We start from the raw sequence: 18,385 nt of genomic DNA on the forward strand, positions 1-18,385 counted from the left end.
AAAGCGTTATGGGACTTATTAACGGAAATAAGGCTGCTGGAAATATACTAAATATTGATGATACTACTATCAAAGAGCGTGTTTATAAAGAAATAGGACAGCAAGAGACAAAACAAGCTTTACAAATAAAAGAAGAAGGAGTGGTTGTATATAGTCAAAATAGTTTTGTAGTTTCTCCAAGACCAGCAGTTTATCACGATAATGGAACTACACAACCACCACAACAGCAGGAAAAATTACAAATAAATTCTTTTGATATGCAAATATTGTCTAAATACAATCTCATATTTAGACAATGCGAATTTAATGTTGGTTTGTCAATGGACTATGGGTTGAAATGCCGTCAAGTAGCATTTTATGATTGTGCTTTTAATGATAAATGGCTTATAAAAAATCTATCAGTTGATGATACATTTTCTATGGAAAATTGCACTTTTAATAAAGATGTTGATTTTTCTAATGGAAAGTTTTTAAATAATGTTTATTTTAATAACTCCCATTTTAAAGGCTATGCTGATTTTCACGAGTGTGAATTTGAAAAAACTGCTTGTTTTTATGGAGCAACTTTTGATGAAACTCCAAATTTTTCACAAGCTATTTTCAAAGAAAATCTAAATATGGTTAATACGAATTTGAATTTTAACTTTGATGATTTAAATGTGAAAATAGAACAAGAATATGAATATTTTAATAAAAATAAAAGAGAGGAAAATAAAAAATCTTTAGACAAGTTTGCAAATGATTTTAGGGATTCATTTAGACTTATCAAAAGTGCGCTGATTAAAGATAATAACCTCTTAGACGCTTCAAACTTTCATAAATACGAGCTATATTGCAAAGAAATAGAGCTAGAATCTAAAAAATCTAACATATTTAGCAAGGATTGGATAGATAAATGGATTTTAAAATTCTATCGCCACACTTCCGACCACCATACTGATTTGATGAGAATTATACATTGGGTTATAATTTTAATTGGGTATTTTTCTCTTACTTTGTTTTTAGGTAAATACAATTGTCATTTAGAGATTTTTTTCAATAATCACTCAAACAATATGCCTATAAACTTAACAAATGACTTTATCAATACTATGGTGGAATCAAAATTAATTTATTTAATTTCATTTATCGCCTATATTGGAATATGTTTAAAGCCAATAAGGCTATTAATAGGCTATATAGGAACTTTCCTTATCATCACAATAAACCCAAAATATATTTTTGGTATAGCAAGTATATTTAGTAACAAATATCATTTTACTTATACAGAAAATATTATTATTACAATTTACAGCATTTTAATGTTTTTACTCCTTTTCTCTCTACAAAAAACCGCGCGTAAGAACTCTATTGTGCCGCACTAGATTCTAAACAATCTCTTTATTTTTCAAAAAGGATTTATAAAATCTCATAAGTTTTCGGATAGTAGCCAATATTCCCTTTAAAGTGCATTTCAAACAAGTATTTACTAAGAAATAAACTTAAAAATTAACAACTTATTTGTTTAGCTGTATATCTATTAATCTTTTAATTTCTTTACTTTTAAAAAGATAGTTATGTGAATAATCTTCTCCTAACTCTTTTTGTTTTGAATCGATGATATCTTTGATTATGACAAGAGTTTTGTCAAAACATTTATTAAGTATATCATCATCTAATTCTTTTTTAGAATCTAGAATCTTATCATCTATTTTTCCCATTGTATAGCAAATGCAAAAAGCAGCGTGGGCATAAAAAGATTCTCCTGTATTTTGATTGCTAACATATTTCATTATCTCATAACTCCTAAAAAATCAGGTGCAATATTCTTATTTTTTGCATTAAAAGTCTCATCAAAATAACGCCTAAGAGCCAACATTTTAGAACGAGCTTCTGCGGGATTATCTTTATAGATTGCTACATATGACTGAATAAGAAAATCATTTTTGACAATCTCCATTTTTTGATTACCTTTTGTTTTTTCAAATTCACCACCCTTAATTTCTAAAAGTATTCCATTATCCTTAAAATAATCTTGAATAATTTTTTGGATAGGATTATTAGATTTTAAGTCTCTAAAATTGATAGGATTTTGACTATTTGTCCCTTCTGTGATTTTTGCAATAATTTCATCATCACTTAAATTATAAATCTTCAATAAAATCCTTGTATTATCGTGTATATTCGCATTAGATAGAGCAACGGTAGTTTGTCCTCCATTAATTATCATAGGATTTTTTAACTTTAAGATTTTATTTCCATTTGTATCTCCTCTGGGTGGAGCAAAACTATCACAAACCAAAGAGATACCATTATTTACAAACCAAAAAAATTGACTTTCAATAGGAGATTCTGCAGTTTCTTTGATTTTTTTATTAATAGCATTTAATCCCTTATAATAACGAATATTCTTTTCTAAAATATTTTTTCTCCTGCCTCTTTATACATTTTGATAAACTCTTTTGCGCTCACTGTTGCCACATAACCACTAATCCCACTAATAAGATTTTGTGTAATATCTCCTATGGTATGTATTTCACATTCTATATCTTTTCTTCTCGAAGGCATAAGAGAAAATTTTATTAATTCATCTGCACCATAAATATTCATCTCAAAATCTTTATAGTTTTCAGTGATATTGGGTAAATCTATTACTTTGCCATTTGAGACAAAATGAATATAAATATCTGGATAACCCCTATCATTAATTGCCTCTTTAATTTCAAAGATTTTTGCCTTTAATTTTTGTGATGCTTGTTTGGTTGGATTTTTTCCATTAAGAATTTTTTGGACAGAATCAAGTGTAAGCCTTATGTCATTTTCACCTATTATCTTATCATCTTTGGCAAAATACTTGGATTGAAAAAAATGAATTTCTAGCACATCACTTTCTTCATTGATATAAACTGCATCAATTTGTGCATCATTATAATCATCAGTGATACAAAAAGGTGTTTGCAAAATATCTAAATCACATATTTGACTAATAGCATACATCAAAAAAGCATAACTTCTTTTTTTGCTCACCCTCTTTGTTATTTATGAACTTGTTTAAAATCGCGTGAGGAATATCTTTGATAATATTATCTACTTTATTTTCAATAATTGCAAAATACATCAATTTAACCCCTTAACAATTAGTATTAAAGTGCAAGTATAACAAATTCTCACCAAAAATAAAAACGATGAATTTATAAATCTTTACGAGAATTTAGGAGAGGAATACCCCTTCCTTTTAAACCTTTTTCAAAACAAAATACTAAAGATTCTTAATAACATTTTCTTTAAAGGATATGAATCGCTACTTGCTTTTCACCAATACAAAAAGCAATCAAAAGGATAAAATAATCTCTCCCTTTGTATATCAAACATTCGATGAGATTCTCACTCACCTTGTTTTAAATCCGCATTAAAAATATCAAGGATTTAATTGATAAAATGGCGTAGTGTAATATTTGCTTTGATAATAATGTCTAAAAAACAGCGCAAAGCAGAGTAAAATTAAGCCACAAAATCTTCCATTGCTTTTTTAAGATTCTTATCTACCGCACTTGTCCATTGCCTTGAATGCAATATTTATAGCTGCATAAAGATTCTATCCCCATAGGACCACGCGCGTGAAGCTTAGAAGTAGAGATGCCTATCTCCGCTCCAAAGCCAAACTCCCCGCCATCGCTAAATCGCGTAGAAGCATTGGCATACACACACGCCGCATCAACATTGCTTAAAAACTTCTCGCACACCGCCTTATTCTCACTCACTATACATTCAGAATGCCCCGAGCCATAGCGTGATATATGCTCCAACGCCTCATCTATCCCCGCTACCACTTTGAGATTTACTATCGCCTCTCCCCATTCTCTATCAAAATCCGCCAATCCATCGCCCTCTGTCCCAAAATCACGCACATACATATCATTTTCAAACATCACGCGCACATTATTTTTATGTAGCACCTGCACCAAATGCCCCAAAAAATCCTCCTCTAAATCCCTATCAAGCAGCACACACTCACAGGCATTGCACGCCGCAGGGTAGCTAAGCTTCGCATTTAGCACAATCTTTTCAGCCATCTCTAAAGACGCGCTCTTGTGTATATATGTATGGCACACGCCCTTGTCGTGCTTAATAATAGGAATATATGAATGCGTTTTGACAAATTGTATGAGCCCCTCACCCCCTCGCGGTATCAGCAAATCCACATATTTATCCATTTTAAGAAATTCCACAACCCCCTCACGTGAAGTATCCTCTATCATACATATACATTCTTTAGGGAGATTGCAATGTGTGAGGGCTTCTTGCATAGCGCGAAAAATCGCCATATTAGAATGATATGCCTCTTTGCCACCCTTTAGCACACAAACATTGCCACTTTTAAAGCATAAACTTGCCACATCGCTTGTAACATTAGGGCGGGATTCATAAATCACGCCAATCACACCCAGTGGGACACTCACTTGTGTAATCTCCAAATCTGCCTTAGTTTTCCACACACGTTTTGCCTGCCCTACCACATCGGGCAATCCTGCCACATCAGCCACCGCTTTTGCCATAGCAGCGACTTTTTGCGCATTTAACTCTAATCGCTTTTGCATACTCATAGGCAAATCCTTTGCATTTGCCATATCTTTTGTATTTGCCGCGCATATTGACTCGCTTTGTTTGCTTATAGCATCTGCCATCGCGTAAAGGGCGCTGTTGCGCTCTTTATCGCTTAGTTGAGCGCAGATTCTCGCGGCAGCTCTAGCGGATTCTAACATCTCTATCAATTTATCGCTCATACTTTTAACTACCGCTCTCTTAGTTATCCTAGCGCACTCTCTGCCCTTATCTCTGCTAGTGCCTCTACCTCTGCGATAAATCGCTCCAAAAGCGCGTCCTCTTTGAGTTTGCATAGAATCTTGCCTTCTTTAATAATCAGCCCATCTTTATTCCCAAAGGCGATAGCTATATCAGCGTGCTTTGCCTCACCTAGCGCATTCACAGCACAGCCCATCACGCTTACTTGTAGAGGTGTTTTGATATGTTTAGTTCGTGCTTCCACTTCCTGCACCATTTTCACTAAATTTGCCTCTATGCGCCCACAAGTAGGGCAGGATACGATACTCACGCCGCTTTTCTGCCGATGAGAATATTGCAAAATCATACGCGCGACTTTAATTTCCTCCTCTAGCTCCCCTGTGATAGATACCCTCATCGTATCGCCTATACCCTCCATCAATAGCCCCCCTAGAGCCATCGCACTTTTTATCATAGAATGCGGCAATGTCCCCGCTTCTGTAACGCCCAAATGAAAGGGATAATCCACCAAAGGACGCAGCATTCTATACGCCTCCATCGTGCGCGGGACATCACTTGCCTTGAGCGAGATTTTAATATCATTAAAGCCAAAATCCTCTAGCAATTTGATATTGTAGAGGGCAGATTCAACCATACCCTTAGGCGTTGCACCATATTTTTGCTCAAAAATCTTCTCTAAGCTTCCGCCATTGACACCAATGCGTATGGGAATTCCCCGCTGCTTACAGGCATCAGCCACAGCCTTGATTCTATCCTTTGTGCCGATATTTCCCGGATTAATACGTATGGCATCAACACTCTCACTTGCGATTAATGCAAACTTATAGCGAAAGTGAATATCCGCCACTAAGGGCAGGGGTGATACTGCCTTTAGCTCTTTTAGTGCGTCTGCATCCTTTTGATCGCTTACCGCTACACGCACAATGTCTGCCCCGGCAAAATACAGCCTATCAAGCTGTGCTTTTGTCGCCTCTATATCACAAGTTTTGCTAAAAGTCATACTTTGCACACTAATAGGTGCATCGCCGCCAATAGCCACATTCCCTACAAAGATTTGTTTTGTTTTTACTCTCTGCACCTTAAAGCCTTTATGATTTTTACTTATTTTAGCACTTATTGGGTAAAATTTCATAATCTTAAATTACGAAGGAAAAGTGTAAATGCACGAATACTCCATTGTCGCCTCGCTCATTGAAATGTGTGAATCTAATGCAAAGGCATATAATGCTACCAGTATTGCCAAAGTGCGCATTGCTATTGGCGAACGTAGCGGCGTAGATAGTGCGCTTATCAAAAGTGCGTTTGAGACTTTTAGGACACAATCATCTATCTGCGAAAAAGCCGAGCTTGAGATAGCCTATCAGCCTATTGTACTGCATTGCCAGAATTGCGATTATGATTTCAATGGAGAAAATTACACATATAGCACTTGCCCGATGTGCCAATCTCAGCAAGTTATCATCACTCAAGGCAAAGAATTACATCTCTTAAGCCTTGAACTTGATGTGCCATCTTAAAATTTAAAGGATATATGCCAATGCAAGATAAGCCCTTAGCCCAAAAACTTGATGAACAAGTCTTTGAAAAATTCCTCAAATATAATCCACAAACACAGAATCTTTGGGATATTGTAGGCTTCTTTGAATACGAGCGGCAAAAGCTCCGCCTCGAAGTCGCCCAATATCACGAAGAAATCAAAATCTCTAAAACTAAACTCAAAGAATTAAGAGAATGTATCACTTTAGCACAAAACACCCTCCACAACCTAGAACAAAAGCAATCCCAAATGCCACAACCCCTAGAAGCAGATAATCAGCTTCAAAATGCTCTTCGAGCAGAAATTGCCGAACTTGAATTAGAAAACTCCAAATTACGTGTAGAATTGCGGGATTTAAGGAGTGAATTTCAACTTGAAGAGAATCTAGCGCATATAGGGGAAAATCACTCTATAAACAATATGGATTCTAAAAAACCAAAAGGGAGATAATGCAAGCGCCAAAGAGGCTTTTTATAAGTGCGTGTGAGCCAAGTGCAAATATCCATTTAAAATATCTTGCTCAAAAGCTTAACCCCTCTATACATATTTGTGGCGTGTTTGAGCCAGATGTTTTTGCCAACTTTGAAAACGCTAAGCCCTCTTATACACTCAAGGACTTTGCAATTATGGGCTTTTTTGACGTGATAAAAAAGCTTACATTTTTCAAAAAAACTATCAATGAGATGACCGAACTTGCCACAGAGTGCGATGCAGTGCTACTAATGGATAGCTCAAGCTTCAATCTCCCTATCGCCAAAGCCTTAAAAAAACGCAATACCAAAGTGCCTATTGTGTATTATATCTTGCCCCAAGTGTGGGCGTGGAAGCCCTGGAGAGCAAGGCAGATAGAATCTGTGTGCGATTATCTCTGCGCTATCCTGCCCTTTGAATTAAATATGTATCCTCAGGCAAATACAGAGTGCAAAGCAACTTATGTAGGACACCCCTTGCTTGATGAGATTCCACAGCTAAAGTCTAAGCCCCTGCCTCTACAAGATGGCAAAATCGCCTTTATGCCCGGCAGCCGTAAAAGTGAGATTGCGCGGATTTTTCCTGTTTTTGTTGAGGTGGCAAAGCAGCTCCCCAATCCTAAAGTGCTGATTATGCCCGAACATTTTAAGAATCTTAACTCCCAAGAGCTTACGCACATCTATGGAGCGGATATAAATGATTTTGAAATAAGCTTTAATGCGAATGCTACACTTTATGAAAGCAGCTTTGCCTTTGTGTGTTCAGGCACTGCCACCTTGCAAACTACGCTCATAGGCACGCCTCTTGTGCTAGGCTATAAGACAAGAAGCATTGATGTAATGATTGCTCGTGCTTTTGTGAAGCTTAAATACATAGGACTTGCTAATATTCTCTATAATGCCCTATATTTTAATAACCCACGTATGGGAGAAAAGCAAATTCACCCTGAATTTATACAAAATGAAATGAATGCAGCAAATCTGCTTAAAGCCTACTATGAGAGCAATCCGCAAGTATTTTTTGCGAAAGTAGAGGAGTTAAGGGCTTATCTTAAGCACGGCAGTAGGAATAACGTCGCCGAGATTCTTACAAAACTCTTGAAGCTATAATTAACTTAATTTGTTATAATCCTGCTTTTTTAACATCACCCACATAAGAGGAGCTTTTATGCTATCGCATTTAGCTGACAATGGGGGGGGGGGCTAAAAAACTTTGCTCACCTACCCTATCCCATTCTCACAATACAGATTCTAGCCTCCCCACACTCTCGATCATCATTCCTTGTTTTAACGAAACGCAAACAATTGCACATATTATTGAATGCGTGCAAAATGTTACAATTGCCTATCATAAAGAAATTATTATTGTTGATGATTATAGCACTGATGGCACAAGGGAGATTCTTAAAAACTTGGAATCTCGCTATACAGATTCTCCTCATCATACCCAAAATCCCAATGACACCTTACGTATTCTTTATCATAGTATCAATCAAGGCAAAGGAGCGGCTTTACGCACAGGTATAGCAGAGGCTAAAGGCGATATTGTGCTGATACAAGATGCGGATTTAGAATATGACCCCAATGAATATCCCAAGCTTCTTGCGCCATTTCAAAAGGGTGTAGCCGATGTCGTCTTTGGCTCGCGATTTGTGAGCGGAGATTCTCATCGGGTGCTTTACTTTTGGCATAGAATGGCAAATGGCTTACTGACCTTGCTTTCAAATATGATGACTAACCTCAACCTAACCGATATGGAGACGTGTTACAAGGTATTTAAAAGAGAGATTATTCAAAATATCACCATAGAGGAAAATCGCTTTGGCTTTGAGCCAGAAATCACAGCAAAAATTGCTAAGCTTAAGGGCATTCGAGTCTATGAAGTAGGCATTAGCTACTATGGGCGCACTTATGAGGAAGGTAAGAAAATCGGGCTTAAGGATGGATTTCGCGCATTATGGGCGATTGTAAAATATCGCTTCAAGGATTAGTATGGATTGGATGGTCGCTAATTGTTATATCACCCTTGCGCTTTTGCTATGGATTGCGGCGTGTTTTGGCTATGGTGGGGCTATATTTAGCCTCTATGAAAAGTATCTTAGATTCTCCAGCCTACACACTCCTTTGCCGCACTCTGTGCCACAAAGCCCTGCAAAATATCCAAAAGATACGCTGATAGCTTGTGGAGACAATTCATCATATATACAACGTGCCTATCCACACTCACAAAGTGAATCCTTAAGGCTTAACAGCTCCATTCTTGCTTCCCAGCCGATTTTAAAAATCCTTACCCAACTCATTCTTGGTATGCTCTTTTTATGCCTTGTCGTGCAGATTCTCAACTTTTTTCTCCCTATTAGCAGCCTTATTGCTTCTATATGTTTAATCTTAAGCATAGCACTTTTTATCTATCATCTCAAATCCTTTTATATTGATACGTATTTGCTTACGAGCGCTGTTCTTGGCTTTTGTACCATCTTGCCCTTTAGCTTTTTGAGTGATTCTGTGGGGGATAGTGTCAATTACCATATACAAATCTTAACATGGATACAGCAAAGCCCCGTGATTTTTGGACTTGCTAATATTCACGGCAGACTAGGCTTTAATGGACTGATTTATAATTTCTATGCCTTAACTGATGTAAGCCTTCTTTTTGGGAAGGAGCGAAGCTTTATTGGAAATGAAATCATATATTTTGGGTTTTTTATGAGCGTATTTTATATACTCTTAAAACGCCATTTTAATGATATTACTCATCTTTTTATATTCTGCTGCGGCTTTGCTTTCCCTTTTATTATGATTTGGGGAGAATTTGCTGGATTATATTCCGAGGGCATAGGAGCAGTGCTTGGAATCCTTGTCTTTGCTCTACTTTTACATAGTATTCAAGCAAAAGAAACACGCATTCTTGTGCTTTGCTTTATCATCGCTCTTTTTGCCACAATGATTAAAATCACTAATGTCGCCCTCGTGCTAGGAACAATACTTATCTCCATCTTTATACTTAAAAACACAATCTTTAGCAAAGCCTATATAAAGCACTATGTCCTCCTTTGTGGATTATGTATCATTTTTGTGTTACCTTGGGTATTAAAGGGTATGATGACTTCAGGTATGATAGCCTACCCTGCAAGTGTCTTATATTTAGAATCTCTCCCTTGGGCGGTGAGCAATACCCAACGAGAAAGTGAAGTATGCTGGATTATGAGTTGGGCGCACGCTCCGGGGCAAAACTGCGCGGAAGTACTTTCAAGCTATACGTGGGTATGGGATTGGCTTGGTATGAAAACACGTTATTTTGGGTGGTATTTTAAACATTTTGTATATGTTTTTGGGCTTTCTATGGCTCTTAGCCTTATACTCTTTGTGCTTTATAAAAAGATTGAGCCTCATATAAAGACTACTTTGTCCCTATCTGGCTATATTGGTATTTTTTGTGCGCTTCTTTGCGGAATTATATTTTGGTTTGTAAGCGGTCCTGATCCACGCTTTGGAATGGTATATATTATCCCCTTGCTTGGTTTTGTCTATGCTTGTAACTTTTATCATATTCAACATATTTCAAAAGCATATTTGCGCTACATAATGCTTGGATTGTTTATCATAAGCATCTTGCCTATGTTTTTTAATCAACGCCCTGCCATTGTGCTTGTGTGGCTTATACTCTTGCTTCTACCCCTTAGATATGCAAGATTCTATGTACCCTTAGCCATCATCGCCTCGCTGCTTTGTATTCCTAATATGTATCGCAAATCTATATACGGCATAAAAGAGCTGCCTAAAATCCGCCCTATCTATGTAGAGGAGAAGCAAACTCACTATGGGCTTACCCTCTTTATACGTAAAGATGAGCCAACCGCCCATACACAAAGCGTTCTTTATGAGCCGCTTCTTACTACTCCTTATTTTAACGCACAGATTAAAGAGACTGAAATCTTAGGACGCAAAGCCTATATGAGGGGTGAATAATGGAAGCTATGATAGTTAATCTCTGCATTATACTTGCGCTTTTTTTGTGGATACCTTCAACTTTTGGCTATGGAATCTTAGGTATAAAGATTCTACAGCATTTTGCCCTTAAACTAGGTTTCCATCAGCGTTTTATAAAAAGTGTGGATTTAAAATTTAATCTCTTGCTCAAAGGCATCGTAGGGATTGCCACTTTAAGCATTATTGTGCAATTTTTGCATTTTTTCACAGCGATAAATCATTATGTAAGTATTATTTTTTTGCTATTTGGTTTGCTCTATTTTATGAAATCCTTCAAGCAAGAGATTTCTTTTATCAAGCAGCAAACACCATATTTTCTCCCTTTAATCTTGGCGCTTTTAACAGGATTCATACTCGCAAGTATCCTTAGCATTAGGGTAGAGAGTGCTTATGACACAGGTTTATATCATATTCAGGCAATCAAGTGGATACAGGAATATCCCATTATCTTTGGTATTGCAAACATACATACACGTTTTGGTTTTAATAATATCCTCTACAACTTTGCAGCCCTCACGGAAGTTTCACATATTTTTCCCTCTATTCGCAGCTTTTTACTAGGTGAAATCTTTGCTTTTTTCTTTTTTACAAGCACTTTTTTAAGTCTTTGTGCCTTGAGAGCAAAGCTACTCAATGATATTTTTATGTGTGTTAGCTTTATCATCATATCTATAAACTTTTGGTGGCTTGGCGGGGGTATGTATGCGGAGGGCATTTTAGAAATCTTGGGGCTAAGCCTTGTAGCCTACATCATTTTTATGATTGAAAAGTCCCTTACCCACACGTTTTTAGCCTTTGTGTTGCTTTTTGTGATGGCATTTTTTAGCATTTATATCAAAATATCTGCTTTCTTTTTGCTCGTGTGTGCGCTTCTTTTATATTTTCAATATCATAGATACAGCCTTACATCACTCAAAAATTGTATATACATTTGCGGATTTTGCGTGATACTAGGGATTTTCTGGGCGCTAAAGGGTATTTGCATATCAGGTATGATTGCCTATCCTGCAAAAGTGGGATACCTAGGATTCTTACCTTGGGTGATTGATGAAAGCAGGCGTGCAGGAGAAGTGCTTGGGATTCATAATTGGGCTAAAGTCGCAGGAAGCCCGGATAGAGAAGTGTTACTACAAGATTATTCGTGGATTAAAGTGTGGTTTAAACTCTTTTTTTGGAATGGCACATTTAAAATGCTTTTACAATTAAGCTTCTATGCCTGTGGCTTTTTACTTTTACTGCTCATTATGCGCAGGATTTATTTTACACAGCTAAAGCCCTATGTGTTTATATTCCTTGGGCTAATTCTAGGGATTGTATTTTGGTTTATCTCTGCTCCTGATCCGCGTTTTGGCTTTCAATACTTCTTTCCTGTCTTTGCCTTTAGCGCAAGTTTTGTGTTGCAGTATTTTCTCTCCCATAAAGAGCATTATGTGCTAGGCTTATGCTTTTTATATATCTGTGCGTCTTTAAGTGTCAATCACATTCACTTTAACGCCATAGATAGGAAAGAATCTCAAAAGATTCCCCAAGTCGCCCTTGCTTCCAAACACACAGATTCTAATCTGCTTATATATTACCCCAAAGAGGGCGATAGAGTATATGACGCCCCACTCCCAGCCGCAGCCTATTTCAACTCCAAACTTAGCAAAAAGACATTCTTAGGTAGAGATATGTATGTCATAGAATCACACAAGGGAAAAAAGGAACACCAATGAAAGAAGCACTTTTAGAAAAAACTTTACGCAAAATGCGACTTGGGCGTGTATTACCCACCATCAAACAATTCAAAAATCCCTCTGTGCTTGATGTAGGCTGCGGCTGGGAGGCAAGACTCCTAAAAGAAATCGAGCCTTTTATCTACAAGGGTGTGGGGATTGACTTCAAAGCCCCGATTATACAAACGCAAAAGATTCATACATTTTCCTACTTTTTTGAATCTAAAGATTCTGAAGCGGGGGGGGGGGATAGTACAAAGTTGGGAAAATGCCACCTACTTGGGGCATTGCCACCTGCCATTTGAAAACGAGAGTTTTGAGGTAGTAAGTCTCTTGGCGGTGCTCGAACATTTGTATTATCCCTTTGATATGATGTGTGAAATCGCAAGGGTGCTAAAGCCTGGTGGGTGCTTAATCCTCACCGTCCCAAGCCACCTTGCAAAGCCTGTGCTAGAGTTTCTAAGCTTTAGGCTAAAAATTGTGAGTGAGAAGGAGATAAGAGACCATAAACGCTATTATGATAGAAAGGATTTAACATCGCTTGTAGCCGCTTCACCTCATCTCCGCCTTGTGAAACACACATATTTTCAGCTGGGTATGAATAACTTTGCCGTGATAGAAAAGGAGCGTTAAATTGGGTGTAAAATCTTATTTTGTTTGCATATTTATCATTTTTATGCTGTTTTTTGGGTTTGCCTACCCTATTGTGCCATTTTGGGGCGATGATTGGCAAATGATGAGTACGTATGGTTCTCTTAAACCTACTATGTATTCGTGGATTCCCGCTCGGCTGCTCCCTCCAATGATACAAACGGGTATGGGGATTATAAGCGTATATGTGATTATGCCTTTAAGTGGGCTAGACTTTATCGATTCTATCATACTTATGAGTGCTATCACTCTAAGTGTTGTTTATACACTGCTAAGTATTATTCTCTATCGCCTTATCCTTAGTTTTGGCGCTTCAAAGTGGCTTGGGCTTTGTATCACAAGTATTTTTATTATTAGTGGATTTTGTATGATGAAGGCTCATAGTATGCCTTTGCTTCTCCCTGCAGACTTACAAGCTGAAGGTATGGGGTACATTTTCACCCTCATTAGTTTTTACATTATCCCCAATGTGCTTAATCTCGCCTTGCTTTGTATCGTGTGCTATTTACTTGCCCTGCGATTAAATCTTGTGCAAAAGCCCATCACCATAGCACCCCAACCCCTGTGGATTCTAACGGGGGGGGGGTAGTCATTCTTTATCTCGCGCAATTTTCTATCATAAGTGCAAGTTTAATCCTTGCTAGTTTTTGTGGCATAAGCTTATTTGTAGAATATTGCTATTTTATCGCAAAAGATACAAAGCATTTCTATCGCCTTTTTAGCTTTTTGAAAACATTAGGCTTATATGGACTTATCTGCCTTGTGTGTCTGCTTATGTGGTGTGTAGCCGCATACTATGACATACATTCTGGTAGAGCAGAGTATTGCGGGGCTTTTAACCTCTCTTTTGGTATCTCATATATGTATAATAGCCTCAAACTCCTGCGCACAGGATTCCTTACACTCTTTATCCTCGCAGGCATAGGCATTCTTATAAAAGCCTATAAAGATAGCTCCTTGCGTCCATTTATCCTTACACAATTTTTATGGATTATAAGCCTTATGTGCGTTTATATCTTACTTGTGTCAAAATGTGGAGCGAAGTTTCACCTCATCAGTGGGCTTTTCCTCTCTATGCTGTGGCTTATGTGTGTGGCTTGTCATACTCTTTAAGACAGCAAAAAGTCTATGATGATACTTAACTGCGTTTCACTTTTTGCCTTCTTACACCCATTTGAGGCTTATAAAGAACGTCCTAGAGAATCTTATCTCTACCACAGAGAATATGCAAAATCTTGGGTAAATGCCGCGCAGCTTGCAAGTAAGCAAGGGTAAGATTCCCTTACCATCATCGTGCCTCGCTCATTTCCGCATTGGCAGTGGGAGAGGTGGTTTTTTGATGGTTTTTCCCATACTTTGCACCACTATGGCATTATCCCCACTCCCATTAAAGTAGTTTTCAAGCCTCAGCCCTAGATATGCTATAATGTCTCCTTTTAGCTTATGGAGGATATATGAAGCCCTATACTCTTAATCTTTTTAAATACCTCCTTGTAGGGGGTTCTGCGGCGATTGTAAATTGGTGTATATTTTTCGTATGCTTTCACTTTTTAAACTTACATTATCTTCTTGCAGGCTTTATAAGCTTTATCATTGCGACATTGTGGAATTTTCTTTTAGCTAAAAAATTCATTTTCTGCTCTAGCACATACTCTCTTCTTAAAGAAGGCACACTTATTTATCTCGTGAGCTTTGGGGGATTACTCATTGATATAACCATATTGTTTATTTGCGTGGAGTGGTTAAGCTTATATGAAATGTTGGGCAAGATTCTTGCCACAGGGGTAGCATTCATCTTTAACTTTGGGTTAAGGCAATTTGTGATATATCGATAAATTTGCTTATTTTTAGGCATTAATGCCTAAAAATAGTAGAATACACGCTATCTTAAATCCTACACAAGGCTCAATATGAATAGTTTTGGCAAAATCGGCTTTATTCTCGCAGCCCTTGGCAGCTCCATTGGCTTAGGGCATATTTGGCGATTTCCCTATATGGCGGGGACAAATGGGGGGGGGGCGTTTGTCTTACTCTATTTATTTTTGGCACTCTCTATTGGCATTGCAATGCTTGTTGGTGAAATGCTCCTTGGCAACAAAGGCAGGGCAAATGCCTTTAAAAGTTATGAGAATCTCGCTCCTCCTCATCGCAAAAGATGGCGATATGCTGGGCTTACTCTCATTGGCGGTCCTATTATTCTCTCATTTTATGCCATTGTGCTAGGCTGGGTGTTTTACTATCTTTTTTTTGTTAGCTTTAACCTCCCTACCGACATAGAAAGCTCCACAGCGATTTTTAATGACCTCTACACACAGGGCTTTATCCTGCAGAGCTTGGGCTTACTCTTTGTGATGGGGTTAAGCGGCTGGGTGATTTCACGCGGGGTAAAAAGGGGCATTGAGCGACTTAATCTCATTCTTACACCTCTATTATTTCTTATCTTTTTTGGATTATTGCTTTATGCGATGAGTATGGAATCTTTTAGTAAGGCAGTGGCATTTATGCTAAGTTTCAATACAGAGGAGCTAAAAAAGGCGCTTAATCTTAATGTATTTGTAGATTCTCTAGGGCAGGTGTTTTTCTCGCTTTCACTTGGAGTTGGGATTATCATCACTTATGCTGCCTCCTCGCAAGAGACTCAAAATCTTTTCAAAAGCGCCTTGTGGATAGTGCTTTCTGGCGTGGTCATTGCTATTATGGCTGGGCTTATGATTTTTACCTTCGTGTATGAATACAATGGCGAAGTGGGTGCGGGAGCGGGGCTTATCTTTATCACCTTGCCTGTTATGCTCTCACATTTGGGGATATTAGGCAATATTATCGCTTATTTATTCCTCATAGCCTTTAGTTTCGCAGGAATCACTTCTGCTATCTCACTGCTTGAACCCGCCGTGATGTATGTATGCGAAAATGCTAAATACAGCCGAGCAAAAGCTACTTGGAGCATTGTGGGGGCTGTTTTTGTGCTTGGAATGGTGATTATTGGCTCTATTTCCACACCTTTAAGCAGCTATCTTACCTTTGGGGCAAAGTCGCTTATGGACGTAGTGGAATTTCTCTCTGCTAATATCATTATGACACTTGGTGGGCTTTTAGCTGTAATCTTTATGGGCTGGGTTGTGCCAAAGGCGCAATTACAAAGCTTTAGCGCGGGATTTTTTACCCCTATTATGTTTCACATTTGGTATTTTCTTATGCGCTATGTCGCGCCTTTGATTACTATTGTGATACTACTAGCCGTATGTGTGCAGTTTTTCACAGGGAAAGACATTGCAAGCTTTATCTTTGAGGCAATAAGATATGAGAAAAGCCACTAAATCACAACAATAAGGAGTTTTTATGCGAAGCGACATCATCAAAAAAGGCTATCAAAAAGCTCCGCACAGGAGCTTATTACGCGCCACAGGATTACAAGATGCAGATTTTGATAAGCCCTTTATCGGCGTGGCAAATAGCTATATTGACATCATTCCCGGGCATTTTTTCTTAAACAAATATGCCGCGATTATTAAAGAGGAGATTCGCGCTGCGGGCGGCGTGCCTTTTGAGTTTAACACGATTGGTGTAGATGATGGAATCGCAATGGGGCATAGCGGTATGCTCTACTCTCTGCCAAGCCGCGAGCTGATTGCGGATTCTATCGAAACGATGATGAATGCACACGCGCTAGACGCGATGATTTGTATCCCAAACTGCGATAAAATCGTGCCGGGTATGCTTATGGGGGCATTGCGCGTGAATGTGCCGACAATCTTTGTAAGTGGTGGTCCAATGCGTGCGGGCAAGCTAGAAGACGGCACGATTTTGGATTTAAACTCTGCTTTTGAAGCAGTAGGCGCATATAGTGAAGGTAAAATCGATGAGAAAAGGCTACACGAGATAGAATGCAAAGCCTGTCCGGGTGGTGGGAGCTGTAGCGGAATGTTTACTGCAAATTCTATGAATACGTTGTGTGAGGCTATGGGCGTAGCACTGCCGGGCAATGGCACGATTCCTGCGCTTACCCCTGAACGAGAGGCACTCTTGCGCCAAGCAGCGAGACGAATCGTAGAAATTGCACTTGATGAGGGCAAAAGTGAGCAATTTAAATTCCGCAATATCCTCAACAAAAAAGCCGTGCATAATGCCTTTGTTGTGGATATGGCAATGGGTGGTAGCACGAATACGATTTTACATATGCTCGCCATTGCCAAAGAGGCAGAAGTGGATTTTGACCTCCAATCCATTAATGCAATCGCGCAAAATGTCGCCCACATCGCTAAAATTGCCCCCGCCCTTAGCACCGTGCATATGGAGGATATTAACCGAGCTGGAGGAGTTTCTGCTGTAATGAATGAAGTCGCCAAGCGGGATTTAGGATTTAGCGATAAATCCCCTACATTGAATGCCTCGCACAACCCTAAAAACTCATCTCAAATCTTAGAATGCCAAGATTCTAGTAGCACAAATTCACCCACACTTGCAAATCCAGATTCTACACAATCTATTCTCTATTTAGACGCGCTTACGATCACAGGTGAGAAGTTAGGAGAGCGTATTCAAAGTGCAAATATCACAGATTCTAGCATTATCCGCCATAATGACAATGCCTACTCGCCTGTGGGGGGCTTGAAAATCCTTTATGGGAATCTCGCCACACAAGGCGCAGTTTTGAAAGTCGCCGCAGTGGCGGAATCTATGAAAGAGTTTGAAGGAAGCGCAGTGTGCTTTAACTCGCAAGACGAGGCGATTAAAGGCATTGCTGGCGGCAAGGTAAAGGCGGGGAATGTTGTCGTGATTCGCTATGAGGGACCTAAAGGGGGACCGGGAATGCAAGAGATGCTAAGCCCTACAAGCCTCATTATGGGAATGGGTTTAGGTGAATCTGTCGCGCTTATCACCGATGGACGCTTTAGCGGAGCTACTCGCGGGGCGTGTATCGGGCATATAAGCCCTGAAGCAGCAGAGGGAGGCTTGATTGGGCTTATTGAAGATGGAGATAAGATTAGAATCTCCGTGAGTGAAGGGGTTTTAGAACTCTTGGTAGATTCTGTGATTTTAGAATCGCGCCGTGCTAAATGGCAGCCGATAAAAAAGGACATTAAAAGCAAGTGGCTCAAACGTTATGCGCTATTAGTGAGCAATGCCGCCAATGGTGCTGTGCTAAAAACAGAGCTGTGAAGAAAGATCTTACTACTACAAGGAATCAAAGATATTAAGTGAGACTTATTAAATGACAGCCCAAGCATATTTAGACAGAA

General features: G+C 38.7%; 20 protein-coding genes and 1 pseudogene. 15 read left to right on the plus strand and 6 right to left on the minus strand.

Annotated elements, in window-relative coordinates:
* Positions 1-416: 416 nt before the first annotated feature.
* Positions 417-1,364 (plus strand): annotated as a pseudogene (locus V3I05_RS03065) (pentapeptide repeat-containing protein); the annotation flags it as partial.
* A 132-nt stretch (positions 1,365-1,496) separates the two neighbouring features.
* Here V3I05_RS03065 and V3I05_RS03070 read toward each other — a convergent pair.
* From V3I05_RS03070 to ispG, 6 genes are all read right to left on the minus strand, one after another.
* The gene (locus tag V3I05_RS03070; RefSeq protein ID WP_343353972.1) at positions 1,497-1,772 is read right to left on the minus strand and encodes a hypothetical protein; all 276 of its coding nucleotides are present in this window, start codon (positions 1,770-1,772) and stop codon (positions 1,497-1,499) included.
* Positions 1,772-2,401 (minus strand): AIPR family protein, encoded by a 630-nt coding sequence (locus V3I05_RS03075; RefSeq protein ID WP_343354242.1) that lies wholly within the window; start codon positions 2,399-2,401, stop codon positions 1,772-1,774. Before V3I05_RS03075 ends, V3I05_RS03070 begins: the two co-directional genes overlap by 1 nt.
* Positions 2,395-2,976: a hypothetical protein gene (locus V3I05_RS03080; RefSeq protein ID WP_343353973.1), complete on the minus strand. Its 582-nt coding sequence runs from the start codon at positions 2,974-2,976 to the stop codon at positions 2,395-2,397. The genes V3I05_RS03075 and V3I05_RS03080 overlap by 7 nt, the downstream gene beginning before the upstream one ends.
* Positions 2,963-3,100: a hypothetical protein gene (locus V3I05_RS03085; RefSeq protein ID WP_343353975.1), complete on the minus strand. Its 138-nt coding sequence runs from the start codon at positions 3,098-3,100 to the stop codon at positions 2,963-2,965. Before V3I05_RS03085 ends, V3I05_RS03080 begins: the two co-directional genes overlap by 14 nt.
* Before the next feature lie 421 nt (positions 3,101-3,521).
* Complete coding sequence (locus V3I05_RS03090) at positions 3,522-4,751, minus strand: glutamate-5-semialdehyde dehydrogenase (protein WP_343354243.1); 1,230 nt, start codon at positions 4,749-4,751, stop codon at positions 3,522-3,524.
* Between the two features lie 35 nt (positions 4,752-4,786).
* Positions 4,787-5,860 carry a flavodoxin-dependent (E)-4-hydroxy-3-methylbut-2-enyl-diphosphate synthase gene (gene ispG / locus V3I05_RS03095; RefSeq protein WP_295701745.1) on the minus strand — a complete coding sequence of 358 codons (1,074 nt, stop codon included), beginning with the start codon at positions 5,858-5,860 and terminating at the stop codon, positions 4,787-4,789.
* An 82-nt stretch (positions 5,861-5,942) separates the two neighbouring features.
* Here ispG and hypA point away from each other — a divergent pair, with 82 nt between their 5' ends.
* The 14 genes from hypA to ilvD all read left to right on the plus strand — a co-directional run bounded on the left by hypA (position 5,943) and on the right by ilvD (position 18,305).
* A complete protein-coding gene (gene hypA / locus V3I05_RS03100) occupies positions 5,943-6,299 on the plus strand; it encodes a hydrogenase/urease nickel incorporation protein HypA (protein ID WP_295701743.1) in 357 nt (118 codons plus the stop codon).
* A 20-nt stretch (positions 6,300-6,319) separates the two neighbouring features.
* On the plus strand, positions 6,320-6,769 hold the full coding sequence (locus V3I05_RS03105) for a hypothetical protein (protein WP_300449070.1): 450 nt from the start codon (positions 6,320-6,322) through the stop codon (positions 6,767-6,769).
* A complete protein-coding gene (gene lpxB, locus V3I05_RS03110) occupies positions 6,769-7,899 on the plus strand; it encodes a lipid-A-disaccharide synthase (RefSeq protein WP_300449069.1) in 1,131 nt (376 codons plus the stop codon). The genes V3I05_RS03105 and lpxB overlap by 1 nt, the downstream gene beginning before the upstream one ends.
* An 80-nt stretch (positions 7,900-7,979) precedes the next feature.
* On the plus strand, positions 7,980-8,780 hold the full coding sequence (locus tag V3I05_RS03115) for a glycosyltransferase family 2 protein (RefSeq protein ID WP_343353976.1): 801 nt from the start codon (positions 7,980-7,982) through the stop codon (positions 8,778-8,780).
* A 1-nt stretch (position 8,781) separates the two neighbouring features.
* Positions 8,782-10,758: an LIC_10190 family membrane protein gene (locus V3I05_RS03120; RefSeq protein ID WP_343353978.1), complete on the plus strand. Its 1,977-nt coding sequence runs from the start codon at positions 8,782-8,784 to the stop codon at positions 10,756-10,758.
* Positions 10,758-12,494, plus strand: a complete 1,737-nt coding sequence (locus V3I05_RS03125) for an LIC_10190 family membrane protein (protein ID WP_343353980.1) — start codon at positions 10,758-10,760, stop codon at positions 12,492-12,494. Before V3I05_RS03120 ends, V3I05_RS03125 begins: the two co-directional genes overlap by 1 nt.
* The gene (locus V3I05_RS03130) at positions 12,491-12,799 is read left to right on the plus strand and encodes a hypothetical protein (protein ID WP_300451096.1); all 309 of its coding nucleotides are present in this window, start codon (positions 12,491-12,493) and stop codon (positions 12,797-12,799) included. Before V3I05_RS03125 ends, V3I05_RS03130 begins: the two co-directional genes overlap by 4 nt.
* Positions 12,774-13,127 carry a class I SAM-dependent methyltransferase gene (locus tag V3I05_RS03135; RefSeq protein ID WP_300451094.1) on the plus strand — a complete coding sequence of 118 codons (354 nt, stop codon included), beginning with the start codon at positions 12,774-12,776 and terminating at the stop codon, positions 13,125-13,127. The genes V3I05_RS03130 and V3I05_RS03135 overlap by 26 nt, the downstream gene beginning before the upstream one ends.
* Before the next feature lies 1 nt (position 13,128).
* Positions 13,129-13,734, plus strand: coding sequence for a hypothetical protein (locus V3I05_RS03140; protein ID WP_300451091.1), 606 nt, complete (start codon positions 13,129-13,131; stop codon positions 13,732-13,734).
* On the plus strand, positions 13,644-14,258 hold the full coding sequence (locus V3I05_RS03145) for a hypothetical protein (protein ID WP_343353982.1): 615 nt from the start codon (positions 13,644-13,646) through the stop codon (positions 14,256-14,258). The genes V3I05_RS03140 and V3I05_RS03145 overlap by 91 nt, the downstream gene beginning before the upstream one ends.
* An 18-nt stretch (positions 14,259-14,276) precedes the next feature.
* Complete coding sequence (locus tag V3I05_RS03150) at positions 14,277-14,420, plus strand: hypothetical protein (RefSeq protein ID WP_300449063.1); 144 nt, start codon at positions 14,277-14,279, stop codon at positions 14,418-14,420.
* 179 nt (positions 14,421-14,599) lie between these two features.
* Positions 14,600-14,980 (plus strand): GtrA family protein, encoded by a 381-nt coding sequence (locus V3I05_RS03155; RefSeq protein ID WP_300449062.1) that lies wholly within the window; start codon positions 14,600-14,602, stop codon positions 14,978-14,980.
* Between the two features lie 75 nt (positions 14,981-15,055).
* Complete coding sequence (locus V3I05_RS03160; RefSeq protein WP_343353984.1) at positions 15,056-16,462, plus strand: sodium-dependent transporter; 1,407 nt, start codon at positions 15,056-15,058, stop codon at positions 16,460-16,462.
* Between the two features lie 22 nt (positions 16,463-16,484).
* A complete protein-coding gene (gene ilvD, locus V3I05_RS03165; protein WP_295701719.1) occupies positions 16,485-18,305 on the plus strand; it encodes a dihydroxy-acid dehydratase in 1,821 nt (606 codons plus the stop codon).
* The last annotated feature ends 80 nt before the right edge of the window (positions 18,306-18,385 follow it).

Origin of the sequence: Helicobacter mastomyrinus, assembly GCF_039555295.1 — a bacterium.
Taxonomy (GTDB): domain Bacteria; phylum Campylobacterota; class Campylobacteria; order Campylobacterales; family Helicobacteraceae; genus Helicobacter_C; species Helicobacter_C mastomyrinus.